Origin of the sequence: Dyella agri, assembly GCF_044904705.1 — a bacterium.
GTDB lineage: Bacteria > Pseudomonadota > Gammaproteobacteria > Xanthomonadales > Rhodanobacteraceae > Rhodanobacter_A > Rhodanobacter_A agri.
Window position 1 is genome coordinate 22,092 of record NZ_JADIKL010000016.1, and the last position, 22,793, is coordinate 44,884.

18 protein-coding genes and 1 pseudogene are annotated in these 22,793 nt (G+C 61.0%); 8 read left to right on the forward strand and 11 right to left on the reverse strand.

What is annotated here, in order from left to right:
* Window positions 1-41: 41 nt before the first annotated feature.
* The 4 genes from ISP14_RS18155 to ISP14_RS18170 all read right to left on the reverse strand — a co-directional run bounded on the left by ISP14_RS18155 (window position 42) and on the right by ISP14_RS18170 (window position 4,216).
* On the reverse strand, window positions 42-1,577 hold the full coding sequence (locus tag ISP14_RS18155) for a mercuric reductase (protein ID WP_404542659.1): 1,536 nt from the start codon (window positions 1,575-1,577) through the stop codon (window positions 42-44).
* Window positions 1,574-2,944, reverse strand: coding sequence for a glucoamylase family protein (locus ISP14_RS18160; protein ID WP_404542662.1), 1,371 nt, complete (start codon window positions 2,942-2,944; stop codon window positions 1,574-1,576). The genes ISP14_RS18155 and ISP14_RS18160 overlap by 4 nt, the downstream gene beginning before the upstream one ends.
* 221 nt (window positions 2,945-3,165) lie before the next feature.
* Window positions 3,166-3,624, reverse strand: coding sequence for a hypothetical protein (locus tag ISP14_RS18165; RefSeq protein WP_404542664.1), 459 nt, complete (start codon window positions 3,622-3,624; stop codon window positions 3,166-3,168).
* A 196-nt stretch (window positions 3,625-3,820) separates the two neighbouring features.
* Entirely contained in the window at window positions 3,821-4,216 is a 396-nt protein-coding gene (locus ISP14_RS18170) for a phospholipase D-like domain-containing protein (protein ID WP_404542667.1), read from the reverse strand.
* A 639-nt stretch (window positions 4,217-4,855) separates the two neighbouring features.
* Here ISP14_RS18170 and tkt point away from each other — a divergent pair.
* The 5 genes from tkt to ISP14_RS18195 all read left to right on the forward strand — a co-directional run bounded on the left by tkt (window position 4,856) and on the right by ISP14_RS18195 (window position 11,804).
* Window positions 4,856-6,916, forward strand: coding sequence for a transketolase (gene tkt, locus ISP14_RS18175; RefSeq protein ID WP_404542668.1), 2,061 nt, complete (start codon window positions 4,856-4,858; stop codon window positions 6,914-6,916).
* A gap of 312 nt (window positions 6,917-7,228) precedes the next feature.
* Complete coding sequence (locus ISP14_RS18180; RefSeq protein WP_404542670.1) at window positions 7,229-8,047, forward strand: PRC-barrel domain-containing protein; 819 nt, start codon at window positions 7,229-7,231, stop codon at window positions 8,045-8,047.
* Between the two features lie 282 nt (window positions 8,048-8,329).
* A complete protein-coding gene (locus tag ISP14_RS18185) occupies window positions 8,330-8,749 on the forward strand; it encodes a hypothetical protein (RefSeq protein WP_404542672.1) in 420 nt (139 codons plus the stop codon).
* Window position 8,750: 1 nt separating this feature from the next.
* Entirely contained in the window at window positions 8,751-10,238 is a 1,488-nt protein-coding gene (locus ISP14_RS18190) for an RAD55 family ATPase (RefSeq protein ID WP_404542675.1), read from the forward strand.
* A 21-nt stretch (window positions 10,239-10,259) separates the two neighbouring features.
* Window positions 10,260-11,804, forward strand: coding sequence for a diguanylate cyclase domain-containing protein (locus tag ISP14_RS18195; RefSeq protein WP_404542677.1), 1,545 nt, complete (start codon window positions 10,260-10,262; stop codon window positions 11,802-11,804).
* A gap of 39 nt (window positions 11,805-11,843) precedes the next feature.
* Here ISP14_RS18195 and ISP14_RS18200 read toward each other — a convergent pair.
* Window positions 11,844-12,616 (reverse strand): annotated as a pseudogene (locus ISP14_RS18200) (transposase).
* Between the two features lie 171 nt (window positions 12,617-12,787).
* Here ISP14_RS18200 and ISP14_RS18205 point away from each other — a divergent pair.
* Window positions 12,788-13,771, forward strand: a complete 984-nt coding sequence (locus ISP14_RS18205; RefSeq protein ID WP_404542695.1) for an RHS repeat-associated core domain-containing protein — start codon at window positions 12,788-12,790, stop codon at window positions 13,769-13,771.
* Between the two features lie 280 nt (window positions 13,772-14,051).
* On the opposite strand, the gene ISP14_RS18210 is transcribed toward ISP14_RS18205, so the two are convergent.
* On the reverse strand, window positions 14,052-14,270 hold the full coding sequence (locus ISP14_RS18210; protein ID WP_404542679.1) for an integrase core domain-containing protein: 219 nt from the start codon (window positions 14,268-14,270) through the stop codon (window positions 14,052-14,054).
* A 292-nt stretch (window positions 14,271-14,562) separates the two neighbouring features.
* On the opposite strand from ISP14_RS18210, the gene ISP14_RS18215 reads away from it, so the two are divergent.
* Complete coding sequence (locus tag ISP14_RS18215; protein WP_404542682.1) at window positions 14,563-14,721, forward strand: hypothetical protein; 159 nt, start codon at window positions 14,563-14,565, stop codon at window positions 14,719-14,721.
* Here ISP14_RS18215 and ISP14_RS18220 read toward each other — a convergent pair.
* Complete coding sequence (locus ISP14_RS18220) at window positions 14,718-15,821, reverse strand: site-specific integrase (RefSeq protein WP_404542697.1); 1,104 nt, start codon at window positions 15,819-15,821, stop codon at window positions 14,718-14,720. The genes ISP14_RS18215 and ISP14_RS18220 overlap by 4 nt on opposite strands.
* A 1,456-nt stretch (window positions 15,822-17,277) precedes the next feature.
* Window positions 17,278-18,216, reverse strand: a complete 939-nt coding sequence (locus ISP14_RS18225; RefSeq protein WP_404542684.1) for a DNA-binding protein — start codon at window positions 18,214-18,216, stop codon at window positions 17,278-17,280.
* Between the two features lie 109 nt (window positions 18,217-18,325).
* On the opposite strand from ISP14_RS18225, the gene ISP14_RS18230 reads away from it, so the two are divergent.
* Window positions 18,326-19,483 (forward strand): site-specific integrase, encoded by a 1,158-nt coding sequence (locus tag ISP14_RS18230; protein WP_404542685.1) that lies wholly within the window; start codon window positions 18,326-18,328, stop codon window positions 19,481-19,483.
* 10 nt (window positions 19,484-19,493) lie between these two features.
* On the opposite strand, the gene ISP14_RS18235 is transcribed toward ISP14_RS18230, so the two are convergent.
* From ISP14_RS18235 to ISP14_RS18245, 3 genes are all read right to left on the reverse strand, one after another.
* The gene (locus ISP14_RS18235) at window positions 19,494-20,309 is read right to left on the reverse strand and encodes a sulfotransferase (protein WP_404542688.1); all 816 of its coding nucleotides are present in this window, start codon (window positions 20,307-20,309) and stop codon (window positions 19,494-19,496) included.
* Between the two features lie 752 nt (window positions 20,310-21,061).
* The gene (locus ISP14_RS18240; protein ID WP_404542690.1) at window positions 21,062-21,547 is read right to left on the reverse strand and encodes a hypothetical protein; all 486 of its coding nucleotides are present in this window, start codon (window positions 21,545-21,547) and stop codon (window positions 21,062-21,064) included.
* 106 nt (window positions 21,548-21,653) lie between these two features.
* Window positions 21,654-22,637 (reverse strand): peptidase domain-containing ABC transporter, encoded by a 984-nt coding sequence (locus tag ISP14_RS18245; RefSeq protein ID WP_404542692.1) that lies wholly within the window; start codon window positions 22,635-22,637, stop codon window positions 21,654-21,656.
* Between the last annotated feature and the right edge of the window lie 156 nt (window positions 22,638-22,793).

Here is a 22,793-nt window from a genome sequence, read left to right on the forward strand (position 1 = left end):
CCACGGTGGTGGCGACCATCGCGACAGGCGAGGGCGCGCGATCACCCGGCATCTTCGACGCACCGGCCCGCGCCGACGTCTTTCCTGTATGCCTGGAGGGAAGCGGTGCGGCAATAAGCCTGTGCAGCCTGCTGGATCGCCGCTGCCCGTGTCGGGTAGGCATGGATCACCTTGGCCAGCGTGCGCAGGCCGATGCCGGCCACCATCGCCAGGGTGATTTCGTTGATCATGTCGCCCGCGTCGCGGGCAACGATGGTGGCGCCGAGGATCTTGTCCGTCCGCTCCCTGACATGGATCTTCACGAAGCCGTTTTCCTCGCTGTCGATGACCGCGCGGTCGACCTCGTGCATGGGAATGGTGAAGGTCTTCACCGGAATATCCATGTGATTGGCCTCGCGAACGTACAAGCCGACGTGCGCGATCTCGGGGTCGGTAAACGTGCACCACGGAACCACCAGCGCGCTCAACCGCTCGTGGCCGCCCAACAGTGCGTTGCGCACCACGATGCGGGCCGCGGCTTCGGCGGTATGGGTGTATTTGTGTGCCAGACATACGTCGCCGGCCGCATAGATGCGTGGGTTGCTCGTGCGCAGGAAGTCGTCCACCCGGATGCCGTCGGCAGCATCGACATCGATGCCTGCAGCCTCCAGACCCAGCCCGTCGACATACGGCGAATGGCCGACGCCGGTCAGGATGGCGTCCACCGGGACGGTATTCCTGTAGTCGTCGCTGAGCAGGTCGACCTGCTTCACCCCGGCGTCCACGCGCACGGCGGTGGCGATGGTATTGAGCCGGATATGGATGCCGTCACGCGCAAACGCGTCCGAGAGAATCTGTGCGGCATCGCGTTCTTCCTTGCCAAGGAACAATGGCAAGTCCTGCACGATCGTGACTTGCGCACCCAATCGGCAGAGTGCCTGGGCCAGCTCACAGCCGAGAGGGCCGCCGCCGATCACCATCAGGCGGCGTGGCAGTTCCGTCAGGTCGAATACGTTCTCGTTGGTCAGGTAACCTGCTTCCGTAAGGCCGGGAATGGAGGGAACCTTTGGCCGCGCACCGGTTGCCACCAGCGCCCTCTCGAAGCGCAAGGCCTCGCCATTGACCATCAGCGTGCCCGGTCCGGAAAAGCATGCTTCACCGAGGAACATGTCGATGCCGGCCGTCGCCAGGCGGCAAACCGAATCGCCCGCGCCGAGGTGGGTGCGAATGCGCCGCACACGCTCCATGACGGCAGGGAAGTCGACGTTTATGTCGTCGGGGATCTGGCCACCGTAGCGCTTCGCATCGCGCATTTCGGCATACAGCTGTGCTGTCCGGATGATGGTTTTCGACGGAACGCTGCCGTTGTTCAGGCAACTGCCGCCCGTCCGATTGCTCTCCACCAGCGCAACCCTGGCGCCGAGCGCAGCAGCCATTTTGGCCGCAGCGATACCGGCCGGGCCGGCACCGACGATCACCAACTGATAGCATGCTGCGGGGCGCGGGTTGCTCCACGCGCGTGAACCCACTTCGGCGATGCGATCGCGCTCATGCGCATCCTGCGGCATGGCGGGCGGGGCGTCGTCCGAGTGCGTCATCCGCGTGCTTCCCTTTCATCGGGAATCGAGGCTTGCAGCCATCCGCCCTGGAACCCAGCGCGATGCAGTCCCTCCCTGATGTACGGGCAACGTCGCATCAATCGCCATATCCAGCCGGTGCGATGGTTTTCGATCATCATTAACACGATGCCCTGATCCAATCCGTAGTGGCCCGCCGATACCCACAGACGCCCATCTGCACCGGCCAGGCCTGGATTGAAGCCGCTCGCCAGGCGGCCGTCAGACAGTATCTCCGGATAGCGCGCGAGCATGCTGCACGCCGCATCGAAGGCGATCTCGGGCGCGAAGGGCAGCGAAGCCAGGACGCATGGCGCGGACAGCGTGCCATCGTCGGGCCCGTACGGCACGCCGCGGGCGGCGTAGCCGAACAGGCGTCTTACTTCATGGGATACCTCCGACTGCTCGTCGCTTGGGCCGTCGCAAGCCGTCAACCCCCATCCGTTTTCGTCATAGCCGGCGAACCCATGCGGATTGCGCCACGCATACTCGCGCTGGATATAGGCGGCACGCCGGCTGTTCTCGAAATAGTCCGAGTGCTTCTCGCGCATGAAAGGGTCGCGGATGCCGCAAAAATCAATCCACGCGTGCGAGAAGTGATGGACGAACAGCGGGCCCGCGTAGAGATAATCGTAGTCGTACAGGTTTTCCCACTGGTAGGTGGCCGTCCACGACCTGTAGCCATCCGCGGCGATGGGAAGGGTTGGCGAGCCGAGCGCCAGCACGTAGAGCAGGATGGCTTCGCTGTAGCCTTCCCAGCCGTAGTGCAGGAATCCGCATTCGGGTTTCCAGCCTTGCCGGATGGTCTCGCCGTCGTTCTTGGCCCATTGCCAGTCGATGCGGCGATAGAGCGCGTCAGCCAGTTCGCGCAGTTCGGCTTCATCGGCCGTATCCGCCGTGAAGTACATGCTCGCGGCAAGCATGCCGGCGACGAGCAGGGCGGTATCGATCATCGACAGTTCCGAACGCCACACGCGTGTGCCGGCATGGATGTCGAGAAAATGGTAGTAAAAGCCCTTGTAGCCGGTCGCTGTGGGGCTGCCGCTCTGGTCGCTGTCACGGAAGAAACGCAACGCCGCAAGGCTGCGCCGGGACGCGTCGGTTCGATCCATCCAGCCGCGCTCCACGGCCACCGGATACGACGACAACGCGAAGCCGACCACGGCGATGCTGACGGGCGACCCCTGTCGGGAGGTGTCGGCCACCAATCCGTTGGCCGGGTTCGCGGTCAGCAGGAAATAGTCGAAGGCCGCATGCTGCAACCGGTCGAGCATGGCTTCATCCGCAAGTGGGTTCATCGATGCCATTGTCGACGCGGATATTTGCCGCGGCAGGATCGGCAGATTCATAAGCAGGTGCCGATGGGCGCGCGATCGATCGAATCGGCACGCCCCCCGCGGAAAGGCGCCTGAGCTCGATTCGCAGTGACTCGTTTTCCTGCATGAGCCGTTCATTGTGTCGCAGCAGAATGCCGAAATCCCTCTCAAGATGGCTGTCGCCGCTACGAGTTGTTCTCATGGCTTTCTCGATGATCCGCACGGATGTGGAAAGACGGACTTTCGCAATCCAGTCACTTCTTCGCCCGTGATAGCGTGACCTCTCCTATGTCGACGCCAAGATCGATGCCTTCGCCGGTGCCGGACAGCGCAAGGGAAACCTTTCCCTTGGTGAGAACCTGCGCCTCGCTCGCCTTGCCGGCTCCCGCATGAACCTCGGCGTCGCCGTAGTGGCCGAGAATCTCCGAGATCGAATGCACGTCGGTGAAACGGCCCGTTCCGTCGTCGATGTGGGACTTGCCAACCGTCAGGCCACCGCCCCTGGCGACGATCTTGACGTGCATGGACTGACCGTTATTGCAGGTAACAAGCCCATGTCCTTCCGACTGCTTGTAGATAAGCGACCAGGTTGAAAGAGAGAACTGCATCTTGCAGCCCAGGTCGGCGGGATGTTGGGCGCGAGCCAGACCAGGATGGACGGCCATGGCCGCGACGATCAAGGTCGAATTCAATGCGAGAAGATTGCGTTTCATGAGGTGTGTCCTGTGTCCGCGTTGCCACTTGCCACACCCGTGCGCGCGGAAGCTGTGACAGAGGGCGATCGATGTATGTCCGAACCGGGCCGCTTTCGTGGCGTACCGACTTACGGGAGGTATCTGTCCCAGGCGAACCGCACGAAGTTTGAAGGTCGCCGCCAAGCCTCGCCGGGATAGTGAGTGCGCACAGGAATCATCGAACATCCCATGCCGGCTGTATGTACGATGCGACACACAACCTGCGCGGACAGATGCGCGATGTGGCGGGACGAGCGAACCGATTGCGGACAGCACGATGGAGCTTGGCTGCATGCTGACGCCGGGATCGTGGTCGTAGCTCACTGCTTGCCGTCGTCGCTCGCCATCCATCGCATCCGGCCGGCGTGCGGTAGGCCTCGCGCGACCAAGACACCCGATAGGCGTTCGCCGGTCGGGTGGCATGGTCGAAGAACCGTTTCACCGTGGCCGCCAATGCCGGATTGTCGACGATCATGCCCATCTCGATACCGACGAGATAGCGCACTTCCTGTTCGTCGGGCACGAAGTACGGTGAGATCAGCAGCAGTTCTTGCCGCGCGCGGTCGGTCATCGCCTTGATCCCCGACCGATGCGCAGCGCCGGATCGTCCTGATGCGGCGCGATCTTGGCGAGCTGGTCGGCAATCAGCAGCACCGCCCCCCAGAACCGCGCGTTGCATCGGTCGCTCGTGGTAATCGGGTGAGCCGCGGCGACTTACATAGAAAATCACCGGATTATCCGTTCGGTCGCGCACAGACGACCGAGGTGTGCGCGGTGCAGTTTGGGTTGCCGAAGCCGGAAACCGCTCTGCACGGGAGTGCGCGGTGGTGGGTTTGACCTGTGGCCGTGTTTGCGCATCCGCCCTGCAACATCGGGGTGACGGCACCACGGACGCAAGTCTTCATCGGGTCGACTGATCTGCCACCAAGGCAGCAACCCGTCGCGCAGCCTCCGCCGCAGCATCTAGAGACGCGGGCTGGTCTGCGGGAAGGTCGGCGGCATGGCCGATCGCGCGCCCGACAACCGTGGCCGACCGGCGACATCAAGGTGGCTTCCGTCAGTGGCGGGTTGGTCGCATGGCTGACCGGCATCGGGAACACCGATCTGTGCCGGGACTTGCCATCGCCACGCGCATCTTGCAGGCGATCTTCAAAGAAGCGCAGCACGTTGCCCGCGATGCCAAGACAAACCCCTCCACCAGGAAGTAGCCATGTCCGCCGAACTCGATCAGCTATGCGTCAATACCATCCGCTTCCTGTCGGTGGACATGGTGCAGAAGGCCGATAGCGGTCATCCGGGCCTGCCGTTGGGCGCGGCGCCGATGGCCTATGCGCTGTGGACGCGCTGGCTGAAGCACAACCCGCACAACCCGCACTGGGACGACCGCGACCGCTTCGTGCTTTCGGCCGGCCACGGCTCGGCGCTGCTCTACAGCCTGCTGCACCTGACGGGCTACGAACTCTCGCTGGACGACATCGGGCAGTTCCGCCAGTGGGGCAGCAAGACGCCCGGACATCCCGAACGCGGCCACACGCCGGGCGTGGAAACCACCACCGGGCCGCTGGGGCAGGGCATGGCCAACGCGATCGGCATGGCGGTGGGCGAGGCGCAACTGGCGGCGCGATACAACCGTCCCGGTCATGTGGTGATCGACCACAACACCTACGCCCTCGTCAGCGACGGCGACCTGATGGAAGGCGTGGCCTCCGAAGCCGCCTCGCTGGCCGGGCACCTGCAACTGGGCAAGCTCATCTGCCTGTACGACGACAACTGCGTGACCTTGTCCGCCGGCACCGATATCACCTTCTCCGAGAATCGCGCCGCGCGCTTCGAGGCTTATGGCTGGCATACGGCGATGGTGATGGACGGCAACGATCTCGCCACGATCGACGCCGCCCTGCAGGCCGCGCGCGCGGAGACGGCGCGGCCTTCGCTGATCCTGGTACGCACGCATCTCGGTTACGGTTCGCCCGAGCAGGATAGCTTCAAGGCGCATGGCTCGCCGCTGGGCGTGAACAGCGTGCGTGCGACCAAGCAGAAGCTGGGCTGGCCCATCGAGCCGGCTTTCCTGATTCCCGATACGGCGCTCACCCATTTCCGCGAGGCAGTGCAGCGCGGCGCGCGGCACGAAGCAGCCTGGAACGAGCGCATGGCCGCCTATGCCAAGGCTTTCCCCGAATTGACGCGCGAACTGCGAGGGCGCCTGCGCGGCGAGTTGCCCGCGGACTGGGATACGGACATGCCGGTGTTTCCCGCCGACGCCAAGGGGCTGACTATGCGCGATGCCTCGGGCAGGGTGATGAATGCCATCGCGCCCAGGCTTCCCGCGCTGTGCGGCGGCTCGGCCGATCTCGATCCATCCACCAAGACCGCGTTGAAGGGACAGGGCGATTTCAATCCATCGCCGTTGCAGGGCGAGGATCAGCAGGGCTCCGACGGCGGCGGCTGGAGCCGCGCCGGACGCAACCTGCATTTCGGCGTGCGCGAGCACGCGATGGGCGCCATCGCCAACGGCCTAGCTGCACATGGCGGCTTCGTCCCGTTCACCGCGACCTTTTTGATCTTCTCCGACTACATGCGCCCGTCGATGCGCCTGGCCGCACTGATGGGCCTGCACGTCGTCAACGTGTTCACCCACGACAGCATCGCGCTGGGCGAGGACGGTCCCACCCACCAGCCGGTGGAACAACTGGCGAACCTGCGCGCGATCCCCGGGCTCATCGTGATCCGGCCCTGCGATGCGAATGAAACCGCCGTCGCCTGGAAGGTGGCGGTGGGGACGCCCTCCCGCCCGGTGGTGCTGGTGCTGACCCGGCAGGCGCTGCCCACGTTCGACCGCAAACGCTATGCGTCGGCGGACGGCCTGCGCCACGGCGCTTACGTGCTGAGCGATGCACCCGACGGCAAGCCGGACCTGATCCTGATTGCCTGCGGTTCCGAGGTGAGCCTGATTGCAGCCGCGGCGGAACGCCTGCAGGCGCAGGGCATCGCCGTGCGCTGCGTGTCGATGCCGAGCTGGGAGCTGTTCGAGGCACTGCCGCAGGCCGACCGCGACGCGGTGCTGCCGCCGTCCGTCGGCGCGCGGCTGGCAGTGGAACTGGGCGTGCGACAAGGTTGGGAACGCTACATCGGCGCACACGGCGACATGCTCGACGTAGAGCGCTTCGGCGCCTCCGCGCCGGCCGACGTGTTGCTGCGCGAATATGGGTTCACCGTCGACAACGTCTGCAAGCACGCCGAGGCGTTGCTGGCCCGACACGCATTGCACTGAATCCGGCAAGGAAGCGCGCCGTTGCTTCGCGGAAGCGCTTGGAGAGATGGTCGGCGCGGGGCAAGGCCCTTCATCGCAGGCTTGCGTGCGCTGCCGCACCGACTCCGGCAAGAGATACACGTCAATCTGCAGCGAAGCTTGGAAAGACAAGCCGTCGCCCAGCCGAGAATCGTGATTCGATCAGGTGGCCATGGCCTGTCATGCAAGGTGCCAAGCTGGGCGGTTTTCCCGCCGGAACATCGCCACCGTCGGACATGCCTCGTTCTTGAAGGCGCGGATGGCTGTCGGTTCTTGGCCACGCAGGAGAAAGGTATGTTGCGCAGCATGAACGACCTGGAAAGCTATGCCATCCGTGCAATGGACGGCGACCTTGGCCACGTCAAGGATTTCTATTTCGACGACCAGGCATGGGTGATCCGTTATCTGGTCGTGGACACCGGCAACTGGCTCTCGAACCGGAAGGTGCTGGTCTCACCCATTGCGGTCGATCGCCCCGACTGGATCGGCAAAGTGCTGCCCGTGTCGATCACCAAGGAACAGCTGCGGAACAGCCCCGGCATCGACACCGACAAGCCTGTTTCGCGGCAGCATGAAATGGATCATCACGATTATTTCGGCTATCCGTATTACTGGGGCGGCAGCGGGTTATGGGGAATGGATCCGTCCCCGTCCTCGATGATGACGATGGGTCATAACAGGCCAGGCGGCAGTCGTCGCGAACCGCGCGACAGGACGAGACTCGGATCCGGCCTGGATCATGACGATCCGCACCTGCGCAGTTGCCAGGAGATACTGGGTTATCGCGTCAAGGCGGCCGACGGCGACATCGGCCATGTGCAGGGGATGCTCGTCGAAGAAGACACCTGGGCCATCCGGTACATCGTTGTGGAGACGAGCCACTGGTGGAGCGGACATCTGGTTCTGATCGCGCCGGAATGGATCCGACACGTGAGCTGGTCGGAGGACACGGTCGCCGTCAATCTTCGCCGTCAGGCGGTGAAAGGTGCGCCACCGTACGACTCGGCCGTGGAGCTGGGCCGCAGGTGGGAGATGGACATCTACAAGCACTATGGCCGCAACGGCTATTGGGCGGAGCATGAGGAACCCGAGTTCATGATATCCAAGCGATAGCTCCGTAACAGGTTGCGGTGCGCTGCGCAGCCTGCCTTATCGGGAGGCGTGTACCACCACGATGCGTGTGCATGAGTTTTCCTGTTGCCCGCCGTCGCAGTGACACAGGCAGACCAGGAGGCGCATCCTGCAACTCCCTCGGATCGCTTGGCCATTTGACCCCACGCGAGTACGCAAAAAGAGGTCAGAATCCATTTCATGTCGTTCGCTGATGTCCATCGTTGCCAACAAGGGCGATGTAGACTGCGCAAGCCCATACCTGCGGACGCTCACGGATCACCGATGCAAGCTGAAGCGCAAGGGATCCAGCCGATGTTTGCGCATCTCGCAAGCGAGAGCGTCGATGCCGTGCGGATCGCGGAGATAGCCGTCTCGATCTGGAATGCCGTGGGCGATGCATTGGCGCCGATCATCGGCCAGTCCGGCGTCGACGCGCTGATCAAGCGCAGTATTCATATGACGCGTACTGCGTATCCATGTCTGCAGACCATCAACGATAACGCGTTGCCCTCCGATGGCTTGGCGGCATTGGGGGCGGTGCTGGCGCAACAGGACTGCACCGAGGCGATCGCAGTGAATGACGCGCTGCTGCAGAACTTTCATAAAGTACTGAGCACATTGATTGGCGCATCGCTCACCGAGCGACTGCTGCGTCCCGTATGGGAAACCCCTCAAGCGCCGATGCCGCGCAGGAAAGCATGACATGACCACTGCCAAAGCCACCATCAACCGGCTGCGCACCGGCGTACCCGGACTGGACGAGGTGCTTGGCGGCGGCCTGCCGGAGTTCTCATTCAATGTCATCGCAGGACCACCCGGCTGCGGCAAGACCACACTGGCACACCAGATGATGTTTGCGCTGGCCACGCCTGTGCGCCCGGCGCTTTACTTCACCGTGCTGGGCGAGCCACCACTGAAGATGCTGCGCTACCAGCAGCAGTTCGACTTTTTCGACAACGACAAAGTCAATCACTCGATCCACTTCGTCAATCTTGCCGAAGAGACCGCCACCGGCGACTTGACCCGGGTACTTGCGCGGATTGTTGCCGAGGTCGAAGCGCACGAGCCTGCCCTGGTGTTTGTCGATTCGTTCCGCTCGGTGATCCTGGCCGGGCAGGGGGGCGGCAAGGGCTTCATCAGCCTGCAGCAGTTCGTGCAGCAACTAGGCATGCTGATGACCAGTTGGCAAGCGACCACCTTCCTTATCGGCGAGTACTTCAGCGACAGCGACCCCAGCCCGATATTCACCGTGGCCGACGGTCTGATCTGGTTGCGCCAGAGCGTTCAGCGAAATTCGATGGTGCGCAAGCTTGACGTCCTGAAGATGCGCGGCCAGTCCACGTTGCCGGGTTTGCATACGTTTCGCATCGGCATGGCGGGCCTGCAGGTGTTTGCGCCTCCGCCGGTGGCCGACGTGTTGGCGAATCTTTCAAATTCGCCGCCCACCGAGCGACTGTCGATGGGCGTGCCCGGGCTCGACGCGATGATGGGGGGCGGCCTGCCGCGTGGCTACTCGCTGCTGGTGGCTGGCCCATCCGGGTCGGGCAAAAGCATCCTGGCGGCGTCATTCCTGGTCGAAGGTGGTTGCCGAGGCGAAACTGGCGTGATTGCCGCCTTCGAGCAGCGCGCCACGCAGTCGCGTGGCCAGCAAGTGGCCAAATTGATCGAAAGCGGCCGTATCGGCGTGGTCGACACCAGCGCACCGGGCCTGTCGGTGGACGAGGTCGCCACTGTGCTCACCGCTGAAGTGAAGAGGCTCAATGCCAGCCGCGTGGTCATCGACTCGCTGTCGGGCTTTGAACTCTCGTTGGCGCCCACTTTCCGCGAGGATTTCCGCGAAGCACTGGCGCGAATGGTGTCCGCGTTGGCCAGCACTGGCGTCACCGTGCTGATGACCTCCGAGCTTGAAGACCGCTACACCGAACTGCGCTTCAGCCCCTACGGCACGGCTTTCCTGACCGACGCAATCATTGTCCAGCGCTACATCGAAGTGGAGAGCCGGCTACAGCGCATGATGGCGGTGCTCAAGATCCGTGCCAGCGTGCATTCGACCGAATTGCGCCTGTTCCACATCGACGACGACGGCATCAAGATCGACCAGATGCTGGCCAACTACGAAGGCCTGTTGGGGAGCAGCCCCACGCGCAGCCAGACTGGAACTCGGCAGCGAAACGGCCCTGACGATGGTTGAGCGCCGCGCCAGTACTCTGCCATGACCGACCAGGCAAAACCGACCAATGCTGCCACTGAACACGCGCTGGCATTGCTTGAAAAGAAGGCCGCCCGGCTGCGTCATGAACTGGTGGAACTGCGGCGAAAACTTTCTCACGCGCGCCGCGCGCTCAGTGAGAACCACGCCATCCAATTGCGGGAAGCCAACCAGAAACTGGTGCTGGCGGCATTGCATGCTGACGATATCGCAGCCATGGCCGTTGCCGATCTGGCTGCCTTGACTGCGGCTTTCCAGCGCGATGTAGTGACCGGGACGCTCAGCCGCGCCTGCATGTTGGATCGGCTGGAACACGCCCTGCTCATGGCCCGACGCGACGGGCGGTGCCTGGCGCTGGTGTTTGTCGATCTCGATCATTTCAAGCCCATCAATGACCACCTCGGCCATGCGGCGGGCGACGAAGTGCTGCAAATCGTGGCGCGCTCGTTGCAATCCGTGTTGCGCGAATCGGACTCTGTGTGCCGCTATGGTGGTGACGAGTTTCTGGTGCTGCTGCCGGCAATCGCGGTGCCCGCCGACGCAGATCGGATCGCCGCGGAGATGCTGACGGCGCTCGGGACGCCTGTCAGCGTTGGGGGCGAGATACTGAAGCTCTCGGCAAGTCTTGGCATCAGCATCTACCCGGATGACGGTGAAGACTCGGTTACGCTCATCAAGCACGCCGACGAGGCCATGTACCGGCGCAAGCGCGCCGGATTCGGCGATTTCCGACCCCACCTGGGAGCATGGTTCCAGGAGCGAAAACCATCGCTGCAAGACCTGCGCGATGCCAACACGCAACTGGTGCTGGCTGCATTGAAAGCGCAAGAATCCGCGGCGGATGCAACCGAGGCGCATCGCCGACAGTTGAAGCACATGGCGATCGTGGCGCATGAGTTGCGCAATCCGCTGACTCCGCTACGCATTGCCGCCAGTCTGCTGATCAACCGCAACAGCACCGGCGAAATCCCGATCGAGCGGCTTCAGGTGATCATCAATGGTCAGGTCACCTACATGACCCGATTGATCGACGACCTCCTCGACGCCTCGCGCCTGAGTACCGGCAGGCTGCGAATCGAACGCAGCAGCCTCGATCTGGGCAGTATTCTCAACCAGGTAGCGGCGTCATGCCGGCTTGGCATGGCGCTTCGTCAGCAGCATTTTAGTGTGGACGTACGATCCGAGCCGATCCACATGCTCGGCGATCCGATGCGGTTGGCGCAGATCTTCAGAAACCTGCTGGACAATGCCAGCAAGTACACGCCGGAGAAAGGCGAGATCGCCCTTGAGCTATTGTTGCAGGATACCTGTGCCGTGATCACCGTGCGCGACAACGGCATAGGCATTTCTGCCGAGGCACTGCCGACGATATTCGACCTGTTTGTGCAGGATGCCGGCGCATTGCCGCATTCCAACGCTGGCCTCGGGATCGGCCTGTCGGTGGTGCGTGATCTGGTGAAGGCACATGGTGGCAGTGTAATTGCGCACAGCGCTGGCCAAGGTTGCGGCAGCGATTTCGTGGTAACTCTACCTCTATCAGACTGGTGAGAAGTGGACTTCCCCCAGATCCACAGACATGTCCGAGCCTCACGCCGCAGCCTTGTTTTCGAAGGCTCCGGGGCTGACACCACCCAGGTGGGTGTGACGTCGGATGCGATTGTAGAAGACCTCGATATAGTCGAAGACGTCGGCGCGCGCCAGGTCGCGGGTTTTGTAGACGCGCTTGCGAACGCGCTCCTTCTTCAGGCTGCTGAAGAAGGATTCGGCGACAGCGTTGTCCCAGCAATTGCCTCGTCGGCTCATGCTACTCGTGCTCCCGCATCAGGCGCGCCACCCGGTGCTTGCCGCAGGTCTCGCCAGCCTCACGAAGATCGCCAAACACACGGGGCGATCCGTACACGCCACCGCTGGCCGCGTAGGCATCGCGGATCAGTCCCAGTAGACGTTCGTCCTCGATTGCGCGTTGCGATTGCGGATGGTGCAGCCACTGATAGAACCCGGCACGTGATGCTCGCAGCACCCGGCACATCGACATCACACGGTATATCTGCCGATGATCGTTGATGAAGCGGTACTTCACTCGGGCTCTTTGGCGAAGTACCGCGCTGCTTTTTTAGGATGTCGCGCTCCTCTTCCGTGCGGCGGAGTTGTGCGCGCAACTTGAGGATTTCGCTCTTGGCTTCCAGCAGCTCGCTCACCTGCTTCTCGGCCTTGTCTGGCGTAGCTGCCTTGACCCACTGATAAAGGCTGTGAGCTGACACGCCGAGGCGCGCTGAAACCTCCGAAACCGAATGGCCGCGATCGACGATCTGCCGAACGGCTTCCTGCTTGAACTCCGGGGTAAACCGCTTGGTACTCATGGCGTCCCCCTATGCTCAAATCATAGGCGAGGGATGCCTGGCGCACCGGGGGGAGTCCACTCTGGATGCCCCGCGGAGCGGTATGCGTTGTCCGGTTTTGGCCATGAGGCGGAGGCGTCAGGGAGGGGCGATTAGGGGAGGTTATCGGGGGTAGGGGACGGATCGCGCTTGGTGCTGGCGAGCGCCTGGCAGCTCGGCTCCCCGTCGAATGCTCGCGTCGGTGAAACACCCGCTCCGCTCGCCATCCGCGGCCCGAGCGAAAAAGAGCTGCGGGTGGGAACGAGCACGCGCGACTATGTCTGGATGGACGGTATACCCGTCGCCAACGTGGATACAACGGGTACGACAAGTACGATTGCCTATGTCACTGCCGATCAGTTGGGCACCCCTCGGGCGATCGCCGACAGTAGCGGCACCACGGTCTGGCAGTGGGCCTACCAGAGCAATGCGTGGGGTGAAGCGGCGCCGACAGGCACTGGATACGTCTACAACCTGCGGTTCCCGGGTCAATATGCAGATGCAGAAACGGGGCTAAGCTACAACGTAAACAGGGACTATGATTCAGACACCGGGCGGTATATGCAGTCCGATCCACTAGGGTTGAAAGGTGGCCAGTTGAACACCTACGCCTACGTAGGCAACAATCCTTTGGAGTTTATAGATCAACTTGGCCTATACGATTTCTACGTTACAGTGTGGAATGGCAATTACCTCGCTGGCGAAGTTGGTCATGTTGGAACATTTACAGGCGATGGAACTCGCCTAACTAGCCAATTTCCTGATCAACATAGAGCGTGGGGCGACAATACGTCACCAGATTGGCCGACCACAGTGAATTTGGAGGACGGTCGGCAGCCGGATGAGGTATACAAGGTCCATGTGCCGGATAATAGAGAGGGTGCTATTAAAAATGCTGCTCAGAACGCTAGGTCGGCAAAACAGTGGTTTTTTGTTCCCGTGAAGCACAATCAAACGAATTGCGTAGATGCCGCCCTGGGAGTTATGAATGCTGCGGGGTTTCCGATAGAACTGATGAATGGACCAATCCTCACTCCAAATGAAATGAATGATGCGATGGAGCAAATGGCTGCGTTAAGTTTGTTAGCAAATTCCCCTTCTGCATCTATCACACAGGTGAGTCATGTCCCTTGGTAAAAATCTAGGGAGGATAATTCAGATCACTCCGTTGTGTTTTTACGCCCTTTTCTCCACGCGAATGGCATATTTGCTGTTCGTGAAAGCGAAGATTGGTGCCGTTGCTGTGCAAGATTTGTTTAGTTTGCCATCTTCGATTTTGGTTGAGCTAGGTGAGTCATTCATTCCCGGGGCGATTCAGTACAGGGATCTGCGAGTTGAGTTCGTGTGTGTCGTTTTTCTGGGAGCCATTCAGTATCTAATAGTCGGCTTAATTCTTAAGAGGATTTTTATTTCTTTGTCAAATAGGTGAGGCATCCTCATTTTTCCAAATCGCGTAGAAGTAGAATTTGCGGATGATGCCATGGCGTAGGCGACGGGCGAGAGTCCGCCGAGTGCACGATGGGGTCGTTGGTCGTTGGTAGTTGTAGCGCTGGCGCCAGTCTTCGGTCATGCGCCGGACTTCGTACAGGCTGGTGAAGACATAGCGATCCAGGAACGGCATGAGTTCAGAACCCATGAAAAGATACAAAATAGACAGATGGGGCCAGCTGCCATATGGAGCCAAGCCTACAGATGAAAAGGGGCCATGGACTGTGCGGTCAATTTTTCTGACTCTGATTCCGATAGTGATGCTGATTGGCTTCCTCTATAGCATCTTCCATCATGGCTAAACGATGCCACAGGAACGAGCCATCAACGGAGTCAGGCGGCCGATAGTCCTGTGACCTGGTGCTGGAACATCACGCGCTGAAGGACGTCCGGTCGCGAAAAGGCTGAGCCAGGCGCGGCGACTCGAGCTGAGTCTAGCGATGCAAACCGATCACGGCCTGGGTGCCCAGCGTGCCGACCGCACGCTAGGCCTGTCGCGCTCGGCGCGGCATTACGTCCCGCACCGGCGGGACGACTCCGCGCTGATCGAAGCGATCGAGGCCCGCCTGAGGCCCACCCTATCGAACCGCATGCTTTAGCGCTTGGGGCGCCTGCTACCAAATGGCGCTGTCGACAACGTGCTGATCCTCAGATGAAAAAAGGGTGCATCCAGCAGGCGGCCGGCCGGGTTTTGGTCGGCGGAGCCCGTATGGAAGTACCCCATCACACTGGATACGGCGCGATGTTCGGTCATCGCCATGATTGCCGGCAGCGGCACGCCCTGGCGGCTGGCCTCGGTCACGAAGCCCGACCGCAGACTGTGCCCACCAAAATCGCCCTCGAGGCCGGCGAGCTTGGCGCGTCGCTGCACGATCTCGCCCACCGCGGCCGGAGACAGGGCAGGGCCGACGTGCTGCTTCCATAGCCGTCGAAAAATCGCCCCCTCGGTAATGCTGGCTGTGGCCAGCCAGGCCTCGAGTGCTTGGGCGGCCCGATCTAAAACCGGTTTGTCGGGTGTCGAGGTCGCGCTCACGCCGGCCTGCTGGGTCTTGCTGTGCTCCAGTCGGTAGATAAAGCCCTGGGGACCGATGCGGCGCAGATCGCGCAGATTTGCCGCGGCGACCTCGCTGCGGCGCCGGCCGCCGCTGGCAAAGCCAAAGCAGAGCAGGGCGCGGTCGCGTAGCCCTTCAAGGCTGTCATCGCAAGTCGCCAGCATGGCCTCGAGCTCGGCCAAGGTAATCGCGGTCTTCTTGCGCGGCCGTTCGCCGCGCTTGACGGCTGCCCGGGCGGCTCGACTGAGCACCGTGCGGATGGCCGGTTGCTCGCAGGGATTGGTCACGTGCTTGAGTCGATGCGCCGTGGACAGCACCGCAACCCGATGCCGAACCGTCGCCAGCGTCCACGGGCCGAGCTTGGCCTTGAGGCCGGCGGTCACCAATGCCTGATCGACCACCGGCGGCAGCTCCCAGGCCAGCTCGCCGTCGACGGATCGGCGTACGACGTGATCGACCACGAACTGCAGCACGGTGGCTTCAGGCACCGGCAACGCCAGCTCGACGCCGTAACGCGCCGCATGCCAGCCGGCCCAATAGCGCAGGGCGCTGGCGTAGCTACGAGTGGTGTTGGCGGCCGCCGCCTCCGCGAGCAATTCGCGCACGGCGTCGGCCGCCTGCTGCGCCAGTTGGATCGGCAACGTCAGGCTGGCAGCAGGTTGCGCAAGAGTCGAAATAGGACCATGCCACGACGACTGAGAGCAAAGACAACATCGAGCTGATGATGGATAGTCTTCACGCGATTGCCACTGGCACCGCAGGATTTGGTTCACCAAAGCGCGACTCAAATCCGCGCGCGGCCGACGACATCCGCGACCGCGCCACAGCTCTCTTGAGCAGTCTCACCGACTTGAAACTGCAGCCCAAGAAGTAGCACAAGATCCCGCCCCAGGCTGCGCGCAAATAGGTTCTCGATGGGCCGAAGCAGATTCGACTGAAGCCGGCGTGTCACGCTGCACCGGGGGCAAGGGCGTTCATTAGGAGGCGTTATCGCGGGGGCTGAGCGTTCGGAGATCGCGCGATTCACTGCTCAGATCGTTATGCACCAGTCGGCTGTGGCCAGCTAAGACTCGGGTGGCGTGGGAACGGCGGCCGGCCGTGAACGTCAGGAGCGCTGGGGGGCGTATCGGCGCTGCCTGGATGTAGCGAAAACCATTCAGTCTAAGGAGCGATGTATGGCGACCAAGCTACCTCGAGGACTGGATGGGCGGACCCGCGACCAAGACCCGCCGAAGGCCGGCGAGATCCGTCGGAGGCGAGCCCATCTCGGTGGCACCTTGTTCGCGGCCAGGAGGCGGTTTCTTCGGCCGGGCGGTGGCAGGTCGTTGTTCTTAGACAGCCGCCATGATCAAGACGCAGTGAGGTAATCAACCGACCTTTGTTGCAGAGGTTTCTCTGCACTGCATCCTTCGATGTAGAGGTTTGTCTGCGTTGCATTCCCCAGTGCCGAAGTTTGTGTGCGCCATTTGCAGAGGTTTACTGCCGTGGGCGTAGAAGTTTCTCCGCGGAGAACAGCTCCTGAACAAGAACAAGTGCCGATTGCAGCCGAGAGCAGTGGACGACGGGGCTCTTTAAGTGCAGCCGTTGCAACATGAGGGTGATTGCCCGCGCCGTTTGTGGAGAGGTAGCGCGTTGGTTGGGGATATTTCGCTGTGGTCAACAACGATCCGCCGCCGCATTGCCCGGTTGATCAGCGACAAGCGCTTTTCCAGCTAGAAAGTGACGGGGTAAAGGGGGATGACGGGGTTAAGGGCCAAATGACATGGTTAAGGGCACAACGACAGCCGCGAATAGGAGCATAAGCAGCAACCCTGCATTGCGCATAATGTATATTATGTAAAATACGAAATGGGGTCGGCACGGCAGTAGTCAGGCATTGGTGTCACCTTGATTTAGGTGCAAATAGTGACACCTCTTCACTCCGCGTATCTATCTGATTTTGCGATGAAAAATCCTTCGCTATTTTGAAAACCTCTTTTGCATCAAATAGTTGCTGCTACCCTCTTTTCAGCCCACAATTTGGGCTAAACGATGGTGGCGCGTCGCGACTTTGCTGCAAATAGTGTCACTTCGCCTCAGCGACGAATGGCCAGACCTTCCAAGTCAGCGCGGGGAACGAGTGCGAGATCGGGAGGATTTCGTGGCTTTCTTCGCTGGACTCGGTCGCTTGATCTTCATGGTTTGCCCTTGGGCTCGAAGTATCGCCGGCAAATCGCCCAGCGTGATCCATTGCTGTTCCAGCGTCTCAACCCGTGCCCGATAGGCGGCCACGTCCTGTTGCGCTGTCGCCAAACGCGTGCGGAGCGCGACAAGTTCCTGCTGATGACTCTCGCGTTCGGTGGCGCGCTCCTTCTCCACGGCGGTGAGCCGGGTGCGCAATCCCTTGCTCTCCTGGCGTGCGCGATCCACTTCGGCGTGGCTATGATCTTCCGCGGCGCGCAGTTGCTGGGCCAGTGTTTCGCGTTCGGCGGCCGCAGCGGCCTCCTGGGTCTGCAGGCGTGCCGTAACACTAAGGAACTCCCTTTCTAGCCGCTCATTGCGCGTTTCCAGCGCCTCCCGCTGTTGCGCCAGATCGGCCAGTTGTGCCGCTTGCTGTTCTACCAGGCGTTGGATGTCGATCAGCCGTGCGGCGGCGGTGGCTTCGGCCTGTTGGGCCTGCACCAGTGCTTGCCGTTGACGCGTTTGCTCGTCCAGGCAAGCCGCCCGTTCGCGTTCCAGCGCGAGTCGAGCATCGGCCAACTGCTGACGTTCGACGGCCATGTCGACCTGCACGGCCTCGCGCGCCTGCTGCCAAGCTTGCGCCCACCATTGCCCGGCCAGCGCCGCGATTTCGGCCGGCACGTCGGGGATCGATGCCATCGAGTGTTGCGCGGTCAATCGGGCACCCAGCGCCTGCCACCAGGTGTCCAGCAACCGCGTGACGGTGTTCGGCGAGCCGGTGCCGAGATGGGTGCGGATGCGCTCCACTGTGGGTCGCTCACCGGCGACGACCAAGGCGTCGGCGGCAGCGTGAACCTGGTCTTCAGTGATGCCTTTGGCCATAGCGAAGCTTTCCCATGTGCGAGGTGAACCGGTTGGGTGGTATACAAGCGATAATGGATGCTTATCGCAAGTAGGCGATTTAAATCATTAGATAATTTACATACTACATATGAAAAAGTACGGTGATTTGCGGATCCCCATCCTGCCTCCCCTCTGCGCGCCGGAGCAATTGGCCGAGGAAGCAGCCGCGGCCGTGCGCGAGATCCTCGCCGAAGCGGCCTCGGCGAATACCGCACGCAGCTACGCCAGCGCCTTGCGCTATTGCGCGGCCTGGTACCAAGGGCGCTACGGGCAACCTTTCACCTTGCCGCTGCCGGAAACCGCGGTGATCCAATTCATCGTCGACCACCTCGCCCGGAATCGTGCATCGGCGCTGGTATGGGAGCTGCCGCCGGCGCTGGATGCCGCCTTGGTCGAGGCCGGGCTCAAGCAACGCCCGGGCCCCCTTAAATTGAGTACCGTTAGTCATCGCCTCGCCGTGCTGTCCAAGGCGCACCAGTGGCGTCGCGTAGCCAACCCGTGCGAGCAACCCACCGTCCGTCACCTGATCGCGCGTGCCCGGCGCGCGGCCGTCAAGCGCGGGGAACGCCCTGCCAAGAAGACCGCGATCACCCAAGCGGAATTGGCGCGCATGCTGGCCACCTGTGAGGACACGCTGACCGGCTTGCGCGATCGCGCGCTGCTGTTGTTCGCATTCGCCAGCGGCGGGCGCCGGCGTAGCGAAGTGGCCAACGCCGAACTAAGTGATCTCCGGCGGGTAGGCGAGCGTGCGTTCGTGTACCACTTGGGACACAGCAAGACCCAGCAGGCCGGACCGAGCGCCACTTCTACACCGGACAAGCCCCTCCTCGGCCCAGCGGCCGAGGCGCTCGCCGATTGGCTCGCTGCAACCCAGCTCACCGAGGGACCGATCTTCCGCCGGCTGTGGCGACACCGGGTCGGCGACAGACTCTCGCCGGCGTCGGTCGCCATGATCGTGCAGCGCCGTGCTCGTTTGGCCGGGCTAGAGGGGAACTTTGGCGGCCACAGCCTGCGCTCGGGCTTTGTCACTGAAGGCGCCCGCCAGGGCATCGCGCTGCCGGCCTTGATGGCCATGACCGAGCATCGCTCGGTGGGCAGCGTGGTCGGATACTTCCAGGCGGGCGGCGTCACCGACAACCCAGCGGCCCGCTTGTTGGGTGATGCGATACTTGTATCTTCGCCGCCGCGACCCGAAGATATGCCCTGCGAGCAGGTTGCGGATGCATCGGCAGATCCGTCTACCTGACTGCTCTTGATTACACGATGCGAACTCCCCGCGGATTCACCTTAGGGTTACGCCAGAAGGCGTCATCCTTGAAGCGCGCGGCGAGGTCTGGTGGCAACAAGGTCTTGCGCTCATTAGCTTCAACCCGGGGGCGAATCTTGTGCAAACCAGGAGTGCCAGCGCGGGCATCAAACTCGTCGTTGTCGAGGCTGACGTTCTCGAAGTCGTGGTCGAAATAAGGTTCGCCAATGAAGTCATACACTGCCGCGAGTGCACGGGGCGGAGTGCTCACCAGCGTTTCGTATTGCAGCAGCATCAGGTTGGCAGTGTCTTCACCGAAGTACGCTTCTTTGAGCGCATTGTAGGCGAAACCCACCAAGCCCTCACCACTGAGCAAGCTCTCCACTCGTGAATACACGGTCCCTCCAGCCTTATAGCTGAAGATCGACGACGGCTGGAATGCGTTGCGGCGAACCAGTCGCTCGATGCTGTCAAGCACCCAAGGAAGCTGACGGACACAGGCAATAACACGGCTACCCGGAAGCAATGCGTTTAATGCGCCTAGCCTGGTACACCAAGAGCGATGAGTATCGAACACGACCTCGGCATCGACGAGTTCATCGTAGTAATTGCAAAACAGGCCGCGCAGGATACGCTGGCGTTGGGTGTCGCTGATGAATAGAGAAAACTCATTGCGGCCGCTCATTTCGCCAAGCATAGTACTGAACATGCTCGCAACAGGGCTGCTTATATTTGCGTGGAAGCGTGGATTCTGCCGTAAGATTGCAGAAAGAAGACTTGATCCAGATCGCGGCAGTCCAGAGATAAAGTGAGTTTGGCGATTCATCCTATCGCTCCATGCTTCGTGCCATATATATGGGCAAGCTATTGCGGGATCAGTATGTTGAACAACATCACCGCACCTTGGACATTCATGTAAAAGTGAAACGCCATGGCGATGAAAAATAACAACATCCTTCCGGCATAGTTGTACCTGAACGAATTTACGCAAAGCAATCCATTTGTGGAGTGAACAATCACTGACCCAAGTCGAGCCACAACGTACACACCAACGGGCATGTTTCCGCTGAAGTCATAAAACGTCACGAATTCTATTGCGATCGCTAACAACGAAAATAATATCTGCGATCTAACGATATTTGCCGAATATCTTGCGAAAAACCATCGCGCCTGTTCCTCAATAAAAACTGCGACAAGCATAATTACCGCGGACGTGATGTACTTGTTTGCACCAAAGAAACTTAGTGTAACCCAGATCAGAGCCGACAAGCACCACGTCAATAGAAAGCATCGCAGTACAAGTAGGCGTACAAACAGCGCAATACTAGAATGCTGCTTAGACTGGTATCGTCTCTTATAGAATCCGCCCTCGAGCATTAGCTCGCATATATACGGAATCCAGGCGAGCCCTCCTCTTGGCGGTTGACTGTGAACGCTTGACATTTGATTTCCGCAACTATGCTTTTGCATAAAGCCATGTATAGATCATTCGCGCTTTATTGCCGCGCGTTTGTCTACATTCGCATTTAATTGGTGAGCCTGAACGTTTCAGGCTCACCAGTTTTCAGGCCCTCCCTCTCAGGGCAGCATTCCCCATTTTGAACCATTTGCCAAACCCTGCCCGAGCCGTTCCCAATAGTTATGGGACGCTGTTGTTGTTTCTAGTATATGTGCAAGGCCGCTGCCAAGGAATGAGCATCCTACTGCTCCAGTCCATCTCTTTGAGGCGGAGGTACACAACGCAGTAGCGGCATTTCCGACAGCGGCCGCGGTTTCGGCGCTCATGATTGGATAGTTAACATCATCCGTATTGATTTTCACGTCAACGTGGATAGGCCCAACGCCTACATCACTAAGATCGAGAGTGGTATCAAATCCGCCGATATCAATCGGGGCCAGCTGAATGTCGATGGGAGGTAGGTAGCCGCCGCCGCCACCACCGTAACTTCCCTCGTACCCACCGTATCCCCCGCCACTACCTCCGGTAACAGGCGGCATAAGGTCCGGCTGCATCATTCGACCACCGGCCACCAATCCTTGTTCATTCAATGTCAAGATACGCATATCTTCATCCTCGTCCGTAGTCTGAATTATGTGGGCTGCCCGTGCTGTGTTCGGGTTCTCGCGTATCCGTGGGCAGGTAGGTCCGGGTACACGAAAGCTCTTTTGTCTAGATGGCTTCTGCCAACGCCTGGGGCGGTGTTTCACCGCTGCTGTCAGCGGATTTACTCGCACGAACTTTCCCCTTGTGCATCGTCAGAACACGTTCGGCACTTGCGATGGTCTCTGGTCGATGTGCAATTACGACTCGTGTTACATGCAGTTGTCGCACCGTTTCGGTGATCTGCCGTTCTCGCGCGATATCCAGATGGCTCGTGGCTTCGTCCAGCACGAGGATTTGAGGCTTGCAGTAGAGCGCCCGCGCCAACGACAACCGCTGTTGCTGACCGCCGGATAGCGATGAGCCCATGTCACCGACCAAGCTGTGGTACCCCATCGGCATGGCGACGATGTCCTCGTGCAGCTCAGCCTGCCGCGCCGCGTTTTCGATGGCTTCCTGCGTTGCCGACTCGTCGAAGAAGGCGATGTTGTCCGCGATGGAGCCGGCAAACAGCTGATCGTCCTGCATTACGCTACCGATCATGGTTCGATAGCGGTTCTTGCCCAGATGCTTGATATCAATACCGCCGATGGTGATCTTGCCTTCCTGCGGATCGAGCAATCCGAGGAGCAGGCGCGCCAGCGTGCTCTTGCCGCAACCGGATGGCCCGACGATGGCAACTGACTCGCCAGCCGCCACCTCGAATGTGCAGTCCTTGAGGATCCACGCCTCGCCCTTCGCATACCGGAAGCTCACCTTCTCGAAGCGTATGGATGGCTCCGGCATGGGCCCGACATAACTGCCTTCTGCAAACGCCTCGGTGGGGGGCAGCACGATGTCGGCGAGGCGATCACCCTGGATACGAAGAAGACGGATCTCGATGGCGTAGTCCACCAAGTTGGAGGCGCGACTGCTGAACTGATCGGCGTAGGCGGTGAACGCCATCAACATACCGGCGCTGAATTGCCCCTTGAGCGCCAACCACGCGCCCAGCCATAGCACGCCGATGCGCTGGCTGCCCGAGACGAGCCCCTGAACCGTGCTGAAGCCCAAGCTGAGCCGCTGTACCGGGTAATCCCCCCGTAAATTAGCAGACGCTGAAAGTGGAATTTTCTCGTAATCTTTCCCGAGGAGGTTCCATGAAGAAGTCCCGATTCAGCGATAGCCAGATCATCGCCGTGCTCAAGCAAGCCGAGGACGGTACGCCCG

Excerpts from the sequence above, each read along its gene's own strand:
- ISP14_RS18195 (WP_404542677.1), top strand. The coding sequence starts at position 10,260 with ATGACCGACCAGGCAAAACCGACCAATGCTGCCACTGAACACGCGCTG.
- ISP14_RS18230 (WP_404542685.1), top strand. The coding sequence starts at position 18,326 with ATGAAAAAGTACGGTGATTTGCGGATCCCCATCCTGCCTCCCCTCTGC.
- ISP14_RS18185 (WP_404542672.1), top strand. The coding sequence starts at position 8,330 with ATGCAAGCTGAAGCGCAAGGGATCCAGCCGATGTTTGCGCATCTCGCA.
- ISP14_RS18215 (WP_404542682.1), top strand. The coding sequence starts at position 14,563 with ATGCAAACCGATCACGGCCTGGGTGCCCAGCGTGCCGACCGCACGCTA.
- ISP14_RS18210 (WP_404542679.1), bottom strand. The coding sequence starts at position 14,270 with ATGGGTTCTGAACTCATGCCGTTCCTGGATCGCTATGTCTTCACCAGC.
- ISP14_RS18160 (WP_404542662.1), bottom strand. The coding sequence starts at position 2,944 with ATGAATCTGCCGATCCTGCCGCGGCAAATATCCGCGTCGACAATGGCA.
- ISP14_RS18165 (WP_404542664.1), bottom strand. The coding sequence starts at position 3,624 with ATGAAACGCAATCTTCTCGCATTGAATTCGACCTTGATCGTCGCGGCC.
- ISP14_RS18180 (WP_404542670.1), top strand. The coding sequence starts at position 7,229 with ATGTTGCGCAGCATGAACGACCTGGAAAGCTATGCCATCCGTGCAATG.
- ISP14_RS18190 (WP_404542675.1), top strand. The coding sequence starts at position 8,751 with ATGACCACTGCCAAAGCCACCATCAACCGGCTGCGCACCGGCGTACCC.
- ISP14_RS18235 (WP_404542688.1), bottom strand. The coding sequence starts at position 20,309 with ATGAATCGCCAAACTCACTTTATCTCTGGACTGCCGCGATCTGGATCA.
- tkt (WP_404542668.1), top strand. The coding sequence starts at position 4,856 with ATGTCCGCCGAACTCGATCAGCTATGCGTCAATACCATCCGCTTCCTG.
- ISP14_RS18155 (WP_404542659.1), bottom strand. The coding sequence starts at position 1,577 with ATGACGCACTCGGACGACGCCCCGCCCGCCATGCCGCAGGATGCGCAT.
- ISP14_RS18240 (WP_404542690.1), bottom strand. The coding sequence starts at position 21,547 with ATGCGTATCTTGACATTGAATGAACAAGGATTGGTGGCCGGTGGTCGA.
- ISP14_RS18170 (WP_404542667.1), bottom strand. The coding sequence starts at position 4,216 with ATGACCGACCGCGCGCGGCAAGAACTGCTGCTGATCTCACCGTACTTC.
- ISP14_RS18225 (WP_404542684.1), bottom strand. The coding sequence starts at position 18,216 with ATGGCCAAAGGCATCACTGAAGACCAGGTTCACGCTGCCGCCGACGCC.